The organism is Nocardia ninae NBRC 108245 (genome assembly GCF_007990755.1).
Taxonomy (GTDB): domain Bacteria; phylum Actinomycetota; class Actinomycetes; order Mycobacteriales; family Mycobacteriaceae; genus Nocardia; species Nocardia ninae.
This window is the reverse complement of sequence record NZ_BJXA01000030.1, coordinates 33,648-46,256: the sequence shown is the minus strand read 5'-3', so window position 1 is coordinate 46,256 and position 12,609 is coordinate 33,648. Positions and strand designations below refer to the sequence as shown.

The 12,609-nt window shown below is 63.0% G+C and carries 13 protein-coding genes; 7 read left to right on the top strand and 6 right to left on the bottom strand.

What is annotated here, in order from left to right:
- Nucleotides 1–24: 24 nt before the first annotated feature.
- From NN4_RS21955 to NN4_RS21945, 3 genes are all read right to left on the bottom strand, one after another.
- A complete protein-coding gene (locus NN4_RS21955; RefSeq protein WP_147134483.1) occupies nt 25–294 on the bottom strand; it encodes a hypothetical protein in 270 nt (89 codons plus the stop codon).
- Nucleotides 295–632: 338 nt separating this feature from the next.
- The gene (locus NN4_RS47190) at nt 633–1,841 is read right to left on the bottom strand and encodes a GAF domain-containing protein (protein ID WP_186818556.1); all 1,209 of its coding nucleotides are present in this window, start codon (nt 1,839–1,841) and stop codon (nt 633–635) included.
- A 262-nt stretch (nt 1,842–2,103) separates the two neighbouring features.
- Nucleotides 2,104–3,177: a GAF domain-containing protein gene (locus NN4_RS21945; RefSeq protein WP_281289390.1), complete on the bottom strand. Its 1,074-nt coding sequence runs from the start codon at nt 3,175–3,177 to the stop codon at nt 2,104–2,106.
- Nucleotides 3,178–3,369: 192 nt separating this feature from the next.
- On the opposite strand from NN4_RS21945, the gene NN4_RS21940 reads away from it, so the two are divergent.
- From NN4_RS21940 to NN4_RS21920, 5 genes are all read left to right on the top strand, one after another.
- Nucleotides 3,370–4,053, top strand: coding sequence for a helix-turn-helix domain-containing protein (locus tag NN4_RS21940; protein WP_246181007.1), 684 nt, complete (start codon nt 3,370–3,372; stop codon nt 4,051–4,053).
- The gene (locus NN4_RS21935) at nt 4,046–4,474 is read left to right on the top strand and encodes a hypothetical protein (RefSeq protein ID WP_147134475.1); all 429 of its coding nucleotides are present in this window, start codon (nt 4,046–4,048) and stop codon (nt 4,472–4,474) included. Before NN4_RS21940 ends, NN4_RS21935 begins: the two co-directional genes overlap by 8 nt.
- A gap of 79 nt (nt 4,475–4,553) precedes the next feature.
- Entirely contained in the window at nt 4,554–5,075 is a 522-nt protein-coding gene (locus NN4_RS21930) for a hypothetical protein (protein WP_147134472.1), read from the top strand.
- Nucleotides 5,072–6,247 (top strand): MAB_1171c family putative transporter, encoded by a 1,176-nt coding sequence (locus tag NN4_RS21925; protein WP_147134469.1) that lies wholly within the window; start codon nt 5,072–5,074, stop codon nt 6,245–6,247. The genes NN4_RS21930 and NN4_RS21925 overlap by 4 nt, the downstream gene beginning before the upstream one ends.
- A 27-nt stretch (nt 6,248–6,274) precedes the next feature.
- Complete coding sequence (locus NN4_RS21920) at nt 6,275–7,699, top strand: cytochrome P450 (RefSeq protein ID WP_147134466.1); 1,425 nt, start codon at nt 6,275–6,277, stop codon at nt 7,697–7,699.
- Between the two features lie 17 nt (nt 7,700–7,716).
- Here NN4_RS21920 and NN4_RS21915 read toward each other — a convergent pair whose 3' ends face one another.
- The 3 genes from NN4_RS21915 to NN4_RS21905 all read right to left on the bottom strand — a co-directional run bounded on the left by NN4_RS21915 (nt 7,717) and on the right by NN4_RS21905 (nt 9,820).
- Nucleotides 7,717–8,262 carry a class I SAM-dependent methyltransferase gene (locus NN4_RS21915; RefSeq protein WP_281289389.1) on the bottom strand — a complete coding sequence of 182 codons (546 nt, stop codon included), beginning with the start codon at nt 8,260–8,262 and terminating at the stop codon, nt 7,717–7,719.
- A 299-nt stretch (nt 8,263–8,561) separates the two neighbouring features.
- On the bottom strand, nt 8,562–8,930 hold the full coding sequence (locus NN4_RS21910; protein WP_147134460.1) for a DUF397 domain-containing protein: 369 nt from the start codon (nt 8,928–8,930) through the stop codon (nt 8,562–8,564).
- Nucleotides 8,927–9,820 (bottom strand): helix-turn-helix domain-containing protein, encoded by an 894-nt coding sequence (locus NN4_RS21905; protein WP_147134457.1) that lies wholly within the window; start codon nt 9,818–9,820, stop codon nt 8,927–8,929. The genes NN4_RS21910 and NN4_RS21905 overlap by 4 nt, the downstream gene beginning before the upstream one ends.
- Before the next feature lie 251 nt (nt 9,821–10,071).
- Here NN4_RS21905 and NN4_RS21900 point away from each other — a divergent pair, with 251 nt between their 5' ends.
- Nucleotides 10,072–11,463: an NsdA family TPR-like regulatory protein gene (locus tag NN4_RS21900; RefSeq protein WP_147134453.1), complete on the top strand. Its 1,392-nt coding sequence runs from the start codon at nt 10,072–10,074 to the stop codon at nt 11,461–11,463.
- Nucleotides 11,464–11,503: 40 nt separating this feature from the next.
- Nucleotides 11,504–12,397 carry a phosphotransferase gene (locus tag NN4_RS21895; RefSeq protein ID WP_147134450.1) on the top strand — a complete coding sequence of 298 codons (894 nt, stop codon included), beginning with the start codon at nt 11,504–11,506 and terminating at the stop codon, nt 12,395–12,397.
- The last annotated feature ends 212 nt before the right edge of the window (nt 12,398–12,609 follow it).

Genomic DNA, 12,609 nt, shown 5'->3' with positions numbered 1-12,609 from the left:
GGTGGATTCCATATCGCGGCCAGGTCAGGTGAGATCGGCCTGCGCGGCGAGGGCTTGGGCCTCGTGGGAAAACCAGAGTGCCAGCTCCTCCGCGTCGTGCTGGTCTATGCCCTTCTTGAACTCGGCCAGCAAGGTGACGATGACGAAGGCGGGGCGTACCCCTTCGTCGGGGTCCTGGATCATGTCTACGAGAGCGGTCACGGCTTTGAAATCTCCGCGGACCGTGTGAGCGAGCGCGGACATAGCAATCTGCTGTTCGCGGATCGAAGCCGGGTCTTGCTGGACTTGCGCCATGGGAACACCTCACAGGGGCATCCGACGGGCGTAGTAAGGCTGACCATCAGCCGGTGGGCCGCCGGAGGTAGCGGGTAGACTCGATCCGAGACGGCGAACGTGCCGTAGTCATCAAGATCGGGAACCGTCGGGAAGAAAACCGCTGATCGACGGCGCTACATCCGGATTCGCTGCCAGCGATCACCGGGAAACCCTCTGAACAGGGGCGCAACGCAATTGTAGACCAGGCGGTATTGCAACTGCAACGCACCATCTGGCTACAATTTCGGGCGCGAGGAGTGGCGCGATTGGCCGCATCCGATGGACGTGTTCAATTGACAGGTGAGGCCGTAGGGCGATCATGGTCGCGGCTCACCTGGCACGAGGATGACGACGGCCTGCGGTCGGTGGGCTCCGGGAAGTGCGGTCCATTCGGCGTGAATAGGTATCCAAATGTTCGACTCCGCGAAGCGGATTCGAAGATCCGCTGCGGCGGTGGTCGCGCCACGGTGCAACTCGGCGCAGCATCGTGCGATGTCGGCTGTGCTGTAGTCATCGATCTCCGGATTCTGGTGTGCCCATGGCTCAAGGGTTCCGGGACCGAGGCAGAGCCATCGATTGATCAGGCAGGTGCCGAGATCGATGCGGGCGATTGCGTGGGTCGACAATCCCGGGTAGCCCGCGAGCGTGACCGAGTCGACGTGCGGCGGCGGCGGTGGCTGCAGGGTCGTGATGTCGTGGACGATGGCGCGCACGCGACGCTTACCGGACTCGACACGGACTCGGGCCACGATGCGCAGATGGCGGCGGATCATGCTGAATCGGCCCCGAGTCGTCACTGTCCCAACCCATCGATCGACTGTTGATACCCGATCGAACAGATCGAGGAAGCCGAGAAAGTCGTCGAACCCGTCGATGTGACTCAGAAGATCCGGCAATGTGTACTGAGGTCGGGACAACTGCGTGGGGATCCCCAACTGTCGTTCCAGCGCCGTGTTGAGTTCAGCAACACCGGTTGCGGCGTCCCACTCGACTGTGCCGACGGGTGCCCGCAGGGGCGGGTTCTGGACCGGCGTGCCGGTCCAGAGTTGGACGGCATGAACCGTGCCTGATGGGCCAACAGCGGGAACGACGTGGACGGTCAACGGGTGGGTGCCTGGGATCTCGCGATACTGACGTTTCTTTGTGATGAGGCATTGATGCACGAGTGGCGGCATCGCCGTCGATGCCCGCCTGCTCTGCGCGATCCGTGTGCGGTGAAGCATCCCAAGGGATTTGAGCTTTTCACCTTCAGCGACCACGACTGCCTCGGCATTGTCGGCCAATGTTTCGGCGAGAACCCAACCCAGCAGCTCAGGTTGGCGCTTGGGCGCAAGCGCAGGTACCGCGGTGTCCTGATTCGGGGTTGCCGGACGTCGACGTGGCAATCGCGCCGGTGATGGGCAGCGCTCGGCGGTCGTGGCAGGTTGGTCTTCGTGGGTGCTCTGCGACGGCGTGTTGTGGACCACTCGACTCGGAAGATGCTTGGTGGGTTTGGGATTGATGTCGGGGCGCGGGTCGATGGTCATCGCGGGCTCCTCTGTCCGATTGGCTTGTCGGAGCCGCTGGTGAGCGGACGCTGCAGCGACTCCGTCGGATGCGACCGGCGTAGACGACGACCGCGAATCGCACTCGTGTCGTCGAACAGATCGGTCGGCCGGACCGTTGCTGGCTGAACCAGGCATCGATCATTCGGCGGCTACATCCGGCGTCGCCTCCAGCTGACGCCGGGAAACCCTACGAAGAGGGCGCAATTCACTTGTCAGGTGGCTGGCCTAGTGGGTCCAGCCGTTACCCGGGCTCATGCAGGGTCACGTCGAGCAATGCTTGGGGCGCGTCGTCGCATGGAACAGCGACCCAATGGGCCTCAACACGACTCCACGGCTTGTCGTCACCGAATCGGACTCGGAACAAACACATTTCGGAGGTTGCTCCGCCGATCAGGGCGTTGCGGCAACGTTGTAGCTCGGCGGCGTCGTCGGGGTAAATCTGCGGGATCTCGGTTAGCCAGCGATCCAGCGGCGGCGGTCCCAGCGCGATCCACTCGTGCACGAGGCCAGATCGCAGGTCTACCAGGCCCGCAGCGTGGCCAGCAGGGACCGGCATCTTGCGCAGAACTCCGATGTCGAGTGACATCGGCGCCGGGGGTTGCACTTCGGTGATGTCACACACGATGATTCGCACGATCGGGCCGGCGGCTGAGGCACAGCATCGTGCCGCGATGCACAGATGGCGACGTATCGGACCGACGCTTGTCGCGGTGCCGATCCACCGCCGACCGACCGGTGCGGACATCAACCCCAGCAGCCCGGCGCGATCGTCGCAGCCGTCCAGTTGCGTCAACAGGCGCGGCAGAACGCTCGTGCCGGTGATTTCGGGATTTTCGGTCTTTCGACTGATTTCACAGCCGTGCGCGATGCCGGTGCGTGGATTGAGCGACAATGTGCCGATCGGTAGCCTGGGCGGCATCGCAGCATCGGCGCGGCCAACCCAGAGCTGAATGGCGTACACCTGATCGTAGGGTCCGACGACGGGAACCCCGACGATTTGCAGTGGCAGACTGGATGCGAGCCGGATCTGTCTCCGAACGGGGTGCGCCGCCCCGCGCACCTGACGCAGGACCTCATCGAGCTGGGCAGCGACGTTGGCGCTGCCCGCGATGCGAGTCCTGTTGGTGTGACCGAATTTCCGCACCCGGCCATCCTCGAGAATCACCGACGGCTCGCCGGTCATCGTCTCGATGAGAACCCAGCCCTCTTTCGACCGGACGCGGTGACCACCAGGATGGCGAACCGCGCCCCGGGCGCCGCCCGTCGGGACGAGGTCCGGATCCTCGTTGCTCCCGGCCGCTCGGTCTCCTGACATCGTCGTGCCTCTCGTCTCCGTCGAGCTTGTATCGGGGTCGCTGGATTGTGAGGTGTATCACTCCGAAGGGTAGTCACTCCACACTCCGCTGGCAATCGTTCTTACTAATATATTGCTTCATTGTGGACCGATTTGCAGTGTTAGCGGCCCCTAGTGCTGCATTTGTCCTCAATTGTAGTTACGCTATGGTCTATGGTGAGCTCCGGGCATCCCGAGTTCTTTGCGACGGTTATCAAAGCCCGCCGCAATCAGTTGGGCATGACCATTCAGGCGGTCAGCGCTGCAGACGGGCCAGCCGTTCCGACCATCGTCAAGGCCGAGGCTCGTGGACTGCGATCCCCGCAGCCGAAGACATTCGCCAAGTTCGACACCGCGTTGCGCTGGGAGCCGGGGTCGGCAGCGCGCGCGTACTGGAGCGCCGAGCAACCGGCTTCAACCGACACACCACGGTTGGCACCCGCCCCGTTGCGCGCGGGGCACGAGGTGGTGGGGGTTCCTCTGGATCGCGTCTTGGCTCTGACGGGCCTACAGCGCGAACTCAATGCAGCGGCCGACAGTGGGGAATCCCTATCCGCCGCCGATATCCAACAGTTTGCTCGCCGACTCGACCGCGAGATCAGCTCCATCATCGGCGCATGGGCCACCGATATGCTGGAGATCAATCGCAGTCGGGGAACCACGCACGCCGGCCTGGAGATCGCACTAGCCGAGGCGCTGGCCGCACCGGTTGACCGCGACGACCCAGACGCCGAGGAGCGCTGGTACCGCCGGTGGTTGCTGGGTGGGCGAGAAGCCGCCGGTGTGGGTAAGGAGCTTCGCGAAAAGTTCGAACTGAGGTACCAGCAGTCACGACAGCGAGGAGGCGAAAATGACTAGTGACGTCGGCTCCCAGCCTCTCAGCGCCCGTGTGAACCAGCTGTTCGCCACATTCCACACCCGCACCGATCCCGAGCAATCGGTGGACGCCGTGGCGCTCTCGATCAGCAAAAAGTTGGGCCGGGAGGTATCGGGCGGTCAGATCACCGCCCTGCGCGCGGGTGAGCGCGACGGCAGCCCGGTGGATCCAGCTCTGCTTGCCGCTCTTGCCCAGCATTTTCAGGTGCCCGCGGCGTACCTGGGCGGCGACAACGCCGTCGCGGCGGGCATCGATCGGGAGCTGCGGCTGCTGGCGGCCGCGCGGGACGCCGGTGTCCGTCACCTGGCGCTGCGTGGCGAGGAGATCGACATTGATGAACTCGCCGGTCAGTTCTCACGGTTAGCGGACGATAGATCGGGTGAAACAGGCAGGGCGACCTAGAATGTGCAGGTAGGGAGCATGATCAACAACGCGGAGAGTGCATCCGCAGCCGCCACGTGACCCGGTAGGGGAGGGCGATATGGGCATTGATCTGAGCGCGCGATTCGAGGAACTGGCTCGTGCGATCCCGATCCCGTATCCGTGGGACACCGCCGAATACATCCGTCGGGTTGCCGAGTACCGCAGGCGTCCAATCGCGGTGTATCCGATCGATGCCAGCGCTCTGTCGGGCACCGGCTGCGGAACAGGTAGCGGCCTGTGGATCGCTCGCGACGAGGACGACGTGATCCTGTACGGTGCCGCCACCCAGTGGCATGCCGATCACATCATCGCGCACGAGATCGGGCACATGCTGCTCGGGCACGGATCCGGAGCCAGCGAAGCCCCCACCGGTGCAACGGACCTGCCGTTGCACATGCTGATGCCGTCATTGTCGCTTGAAACGATCCGCAGCGTCTTGCGCAGACAGGACTACGGTAGCGATCGCGAACGCGACGCCGAAACATGGGCCGACATGGTGATGGTTGAGGCCACTCTTCCCCGGCGCACTCCGTCTCGCTTCCGGTCGACCTTCTTCCGCGGCCGGGCTCGGCGACAATGACTTCGCCGATCCCGGGCGTTATCGCCTGGCCGGTGCTGGGGCTCCTTTCCCTGATCACCGTGGGCCGCTGGTGGCTGCTCAACGACGACCACGTCGATCGGCTCATCAACCGCGCACTCGCTGCGGCGCTCTTAGGTCTGCTCCTGCGGGAGAGCTCGATGGAGCGGTTGCTCACGCAATTGCTGCCATTCGACGATGCCGACGTGGTGAACATCGCCCGGCAGCTGTCTTTCGGTTGCATCTTGCTAACGGTCGGGCCGATCTACGGAATCGCCCGGCTGTGGGGCGGGGCGGATCCCGATCAGACCGGTCGTCGGCAGAGGGTGTACGACGCGATCACGGTAGCGGCAAGTGTTGTGGTGTTGATCGCGGGAACGCCGGCGCGGCGATCGAATCAACTGATCGACCAGGCGATGGGTTGGCCCGCAGTGGTCGCATGGGTTGCCTTCTATGGGCCGATCGGCGCCACCGCCATGCTGGTGGGCCGCATCAGCATCCATGAGATCCGGACCGCAGACGCAACCACGACGTGGCGCGAGCGCACCCTATATCTGGGGGTTTTCGGCATTGCGGCGGCTATCGGGCTGGATGCCATGGCCTCTCCGTTGATCACCGCTATCGAGGTGCTCAACGACGAGCCGTCACGAGATCCGGAGATGCGCATGAAAGCCTGGACCTTTTTCGGGGCGGCTGCGGGGGCGGGCTGTGTCGTCGCGGTGCCTCTGATCAGCACCGTGCTGACTATCACCGGCTGGGACCGCACCGGGCGCTACTGCCGCCGCCTGCGTCCGGTGTGGCGCGATCTGACCGCCGCTGTGCCCGAGATCGTGCTGGAGCTGCCTCGCGATCGGCACGGCCGGGTCGAACCGGCGACCCGGTTGCACCGGATGACAGTCGAGATCCGCGACAGCCTGCAGCACTTGCGCCGCTACACCGACGCCGATGTCGAATTCGATTCGTTCGCACAGGATCCAGACGGCTACGCACGGCACGTTGCCGCGGCGATCGACGCCAAAACGGCCGGTCACGCACCCGTTACTAAAGTCGGCGATCCTCGGCCGCCCGCTCAGCTAGGCGTCCGGAATCTGACCGCGGAACTGCAGCAGCTACTTGCCCTTGCCGAGGCATGGCCGCACGCGCGTCGAATCACCACCACGGTCGCCCACCGATAGCACGGCCTGACTAGATAGGAGTCCCCCATGGCATTGAGCGCGAGACCCGGTACTCAGAACCCGAATCCTGCTCTGCCACACCCGCGTTGGCGTTTACCGCTGCTGGGTGACCTGCTGACGATCAACCCCGTGAAACCAACGCAGACCTCGATGCGCGACGCGCAGAAGCTGGGACCAATCTTTCAGCGCAAGATCGTCAACTGGCCAATGATCATAGTCTCAGGGACCGACCTTATCGCCGAAATCAACGATGAGCGCGACTGGTGCAAACATGTCGGAGTCCTATTCAAGAAAATCCGCCCCGTTGCGCGGGACGGCTTGTTCACCGCATACAACCACGAACCGAACTGGGCCAAGGCCCATAACATTCTCGCCCCCGCGTTCACACGCTCCGCGATGCGCGGTTACCACGACACCATGAACCAGGTGGTCGGCGAGCTGCTCGACTACTGGGACGGCTACGCAGAGTCCGGCGATTGGGTCGATGTGGCCGAGGACATGAACAAGGCAACCCTCGAAATCATCAGTCGGGCTGGATTCGGGTACACCTTCGATTCGTTCGCCCGCACCGATGTGCACCCGTTCGTCGCAGCGATGTTGCGCGGACTTACCTATATCAACCGGAACGCGAATTTGCCGCCGCTACTCCAGCGGACATTGGGTCGGCGAGCAGCCGCGCAGCATCGTCGCGACATCGTGTACGTCCATCGGGTCGTTGACGAGGTGATCACCGCGCGGCAGGCCAGCGGCACTGTCGGTAAGCATGGTGACCTGCTCGACCGGATGCTCACCGTACTCGACCCACAGAGTGGTGAGCAGCTGGAGCCCCTCAGTATCCGTAACAACCTGCTCACCTTCCTCGTCGCAGGACACGAAACATCCGCTGGCACACTCGCTTTCGCTCTGTACGAACTCGCCCGGCACCCTGAGGTCGCCGCCCAGGCCCGCGCCGAACTCAACGGCCGGTTCCCAGGCCCCGGCCGTCCGGCGATCGGATTCGACGACGTAGCCGCGCTGCGTACCGTTCGCCGCATCATCGACGAAACACTGCGGTTATGGCCCGTCGCACCCGGCTATTTCCGCGAAGCCCGGCACACGGTGACCATCGGTGATGGCCGCTATCGGTTCGAAGCCGGGGATTGGGTGCTCGTGCTGACACTCCAGGCCCACCGCGACCAGTCAGCGTGGGGGCACGATGCCGAGGAATGGGATCCCGATCGCTGGCTACCCGAGCGCCGAAGCCAGCTCGGCGACCACATCTACAAGCCGTTCGGCACTGGACCTCGAGCCTGCATTGGCAGGCAATTTGCGCAGGCCGAAGTGACGCTGGCGCTTGCTCATGTCCTGAGAGCCTTCGACTTCGAGCACGATCCCGCCTACACACTCGATATCGCCGAACAGATCACGCTCAAGCCGCGCGGTTTTCGGCTCCGCCTCACGCGCCGACAATGAGATGCGGGCGGGAGGGTTCAGCGTCGCGGCCGCCGGGCGGTGAATAGCGTCACGTCGCCGACTTCGGTGATAGTGACCTGCTTGAACGCCGCCTGCAGTGCGGTCTCCAGTCCGGCCTGGTCGTCGCGGGTGTTGTTGAACGCACCCAGCCGCCCGTAGGCGAAGGTCAGTGTGCGGCCGAACAACGTGCCCGGCCGCCGATTCAGGATGGTCGACCCGAACAGCGTTCCCTCGTCGGCCAGTACTCTGGCCAAATGCGCGAAGGCAACCCCCTTCTGCGCGAAACTGCCCGGCACACAATGCATGACGAAGTTGATGCCGACCGAGGTGAACCCGGTACCGACGCTCGCGGGAACGGGTTCGAGAACATTGTGTGACACCGTATGAACACGGTGGCCTAGCGATTCCAGCCGTCGGCGGGTGTATGCCAGTGGAGTCGGGTTCAAGTCAACCAGAGTGACCTCTCCGGCCGCAGGCATCGTCGCCTTGGCCAAATACCAGCCTGACCCCGGGCCAACCTCAAGATGCCGTTCACCGAGATGCTGGTTGTACAGCTCGAGCATCGTCTTCGCGGGACACCTCCACGCAAACCGGTTGGACAACTGGATAACCCACAGGTCATAAATGCCCAGGAACGGGCGCGTATACGGCGCGACAGCACGAGCCGCGTCATCATCGTCTTTACCCATTGCGTTCTCTCACCATCGAAAGCGGCCCCTGGGTTGCTATGCCGGGACTCAATTGAACCAGGCCCGGGCAGATACTTTGACCTGCTGTGTCTCAACTTCGTCACCCGGATGTGCGGTTGAGACGATGTCAGCGATGAGATTACGAAGCGCGCCGCAGGACCCGGCACGCCCGGTCAAGCGGCATGGGTGACTGCCGGATCAAACTCACCGTCGCGCACACCAGCGGTGAATGCTTCCCATTCCGCGACCGTGTAGGCCAAGGTCACAGTACCGTCCGAGGTGCTCATCAGAACCGAGCCGTTGGTTGCTATCTCTACCCGCGTGGCTTGGGGCTTCATTGAGGTCCGCCCGGCGACCCAATCGAGAATGCTGGTCCACTGCGTAGTGGTGATGCTGATGACCGGCTGCACGTGAGGATCGTTGTTTGGGTCCTGTAGGTATTTGCTGTCGCGAATCGACACCGTGCCGGTGTCGACGCGGACCTCGACGCAGGCGCCCTGGTTGTTGCTGTAGGTCGCCTTGCGCCAGACACCGGTGATCATTGATGAAGTCCTTCCATTGCCGAGACAATGAGTCGCCGCGACTCTTCCTCGCTGAGCGCCTTCGATTCGAGGTCTGCCCAAGCAAGTTCGTAGCTGCGGAACTCGTCAACCTTGTTCAAATACATGGAGCCCGTCAGGGTATCGACGTAGGCGATCGGCGGCTCCAGGCGCTCGCCGTTGGAACCGGTCGGGAAGTCAAGCAGGATAAATGCGCTCGCTCCCATGCCGCCGTGAACGCCAGCAGAGTAAGGGAGAAGACGAACTGTGATGTTGCCCTGGTTCGACGCTTCCAGCAGATGCTCGAGCTGACCGGCCATCACCTCCGGGGTGCCGACCGGACGTCGAATGACGGATTCGTTGAGGATCGCATCGAGGTGTGGTGCATGTGGACGCGCTAGGAGACTCTGCCGTTCGAGACGGATCTGGACCGCTCGCTCCACGGCGGCGTCATCCAGAAGCCCAGCCGGAGTGCGAGCGAGTTGTTCGATGTAGTCGCGGGTCTGTAACAGCCCCGGGATGAGCTCGGACTCATACTCGCGGATCGAGCTGGCCGAATCCTCCAGGATCACATACATGCTGAACCATTCGGGCATGTCCTGGGAGTAGCCCTCCCACCACTGGGTGGTACGGCCGTTTCGGGTTGCCGCGGTGTAGGCGAGCAGTCGCTCCCTCTCTTCACCGCTGACGTTGTACACGTCGAGGATCAGCTGGACGTCTACATCCCGATACCGGACGCCGAGGTTACCGTCCTCCATCCGCGAGATAGTTGAGATCCCCCTTTGGATAGCTTCAGCTGCTTGCCGCTGGGTTAACCCACGGCCTTCGCGCAGCTCTGCCAGGCGACGTCCGATGTGACGACGAAGGATCGCCTCGCCCACGTTGATGGACACGAGCCTCCCGTCTGCTCAACATGCGTCGACCATGTGTCACTCAATTGAACATCGCCTATTGATTGCAAACAAGGCCACGCCACCAGATCTTCCGTATGACTGCACGATATTTGAACGACACTCAAATGCAAGCTTGTGATCTGATGGTACCTCGGAGGACACTGCTATGACGGCGGTCACCCTCGGCTCACCACGGAGCCGGGCTGACCTTCGCAGAGTCGGCAGTCACAAGCTGGGGCCGGAGGCAAACCATGGCAGGATCCAGAGCAGCCGCTTGGGGTGGCCGCCTGCGCATGTACCGCAGGCTCACGCTGGGACTCAATCAGCACGAATTCGCCCAGGCATTGAACGACAAGGGGGCCGAACTCGGGCTCAGACTTTCCTGTGAGCAGCAGCATGTTTCACGCTGGGAATGCGGAGCGGTCAAGCAGCCCGGACCCGAATACACGATTGCACTACGCGAACTCGGTGCTCCGGTCCCGGATGCCGTACTCGTGGTCCCGGATGCTGTATCCAATTCCAGAGACATGCCGTACCCCTCGCGATCCGCCGTCATTACCCTGGAATACGCGGACGGCGAAGATCGCCGAGAGTTTCTTGCCGCGATTGCCGCAGCGGCGACCGTCGGGTCGACATCGGAGTTGAAGTCCTGGTTTCCCAAGCATGCTGGGCCGGCCCTCGGCAACGTCGGGATGGCTGATGTCGAGTACGTCCGAGGTGTCACGGCAGGATTGCGCGGGCTCGATCAGCGGCACGGTGGCTTCGCCATAGTGGACGCGGCCTCGGCGCTGCTGACCTCGAGCAGCTGCATGCTTCACATGTGCGAGGACACAGCAACTGAGAACTCGATGGCGGTCGCGTTGGCAGACCTCGCACGGCTGACCGGCTGGGCTTATCACGACATCGGCGCGCAAGATAGCGCGCGGGCCTTTCTCGCATGGGCACTGTCCTACGCGTGCCTTGCGGGTGCTGACAGCCTCTCGGCCTCGATCTACTATGTTCTGGGGCGAGTCAGCCTGGTAGAGAACCGACCGCGTGAGGCGTTACGCGTGTTTCAGCTGGGACAGCTGAGTGCTCAGGACGCCTCGAATTCCGGCGAGAGCGCCCGGCTGTACACAAACGAGGCGTGGGCTCACGCAATGATGGGCAACCGGCGGCGGATGCACGATGCGCTGGGGCGAGCCGAGCACGAGCTGAGTGGCGTCGAAGCATCGGCCGCCGATCCCTGGACCGAGGTCTTCTTCACCTCCGGCGAGCATGCTGGTCTCAGGTCGGTGATTTTCAACGAGTTTGCCCGTGCGACCGACGATCCGCGCGCAGCGGAGCGCTACACGATCGACGCTCTGGGCCAGGCGTTGGATTCGCTCGAAGCGTCGGGCGCTAACCGCCCGAAACGCAGCCTGCTGTTCGATCACACGACCGCAGCCACCTCCCAGTTCCGACTGGGCGACATAGATTCAGCGGTACGGTCAGCGCACACCGCTCTGTCCATGACACGAGAAGTCGTCAGCGCACGCGTAGTCGGCCGACTGCGCTCCATGAGTGAGGAGGCGCCAACCTTTCCGCAGACCTCAGAAGTGCAGGACATCTGTCACCGGGTCGAGCAATTGGCGCTGCCTGAGCCGAAGGCGTTGACGAGTTGAGGGGCCTGGCACTCGCTGGCACGCAATCTAGGATGATGGAGTGGCGACCAAAATCTCGCCGCGTCGTGCCGCAGAGCTGCACGACGCGGTGGCGGAGGCCTGTGCTCGGATGGACCTCGATGCGGCCGGCGCAGAGCTGATCAAGTACACCGTGAACGCAGTTTATCGACTGCGCACCCCAATCATTGTTCGCGTCGGAAGCGGCGATATAGGACACCACCGCGGGCGCCGGCTTGTCGAGATGGCGCGTTGGCTACAGGACCAAGGCGCGCCGATCGTCCAGCTACTAGCGGGCGAACAGCCAATTCATGTGGGCGATCAATTCACCGTGACGCTGTGGCACGAGCTGACAACCAGGGAGAATTGGACAGCAGCGCAGTTGGCTAACCCACTGCATGCCCTTCACAGTCTGGCCATCGATGACTCGCTGCAGAAGTGGAACCCGTTCGACAATGCGCGCCGCCGACTCGCCGACGCCGATCCCGGTCTGCCGTCAGGGGACGTCGACTGGCTACGCGACCAGTGGCTTGCCATCGAGCAGGACTACCTCGCCTTGCAAACGTTCATGCCTATGGGAATCATTCACGGCGATCCACACACTGGCAATCTTCTTCTGGAGGAATCAGGTCGGATCGTGCTGTGCGACCTCGACGAGACCGGAATCGGGCCGCTGGCATGGGATCTCGTTCCCCAGGCTGTGGGGGCTGCGCGGTTCGACCGCGCAGGCTTCTACGCGCAGTTCGTCGACGCCTACGGCTCGGACGTCCGGGAGGAGCCGTACTGGCCTGTCCTGGCCCGCATCCGTGAGCTGATCATGGTCACGAGTGTCTTGCCTGATCTCGGGCATCGCCCTGATGTAGCCGCTGAACACGCACATCGCCTGTCGACCCTGCGATCAGGGTGTACCGCCGCCATATGGCACCGCTACCAATAGACCACCGAAGGTTTCCCGTTCGTGATGTATATCCGCATCAATTCCGTGCTGTATTCATGGTGTGTAAACGTGCCGTATCTGCCGTAATTTCGTGCCGTTGAACTAGCAGGGGTATCGGGGCTTGACTCGGTACATGATTATAGGTCAACAGCACCTAGCGAATCGCGAGTGGGTTGGCGATGAGAATGGCGGCACCGACACGGATTTCATCC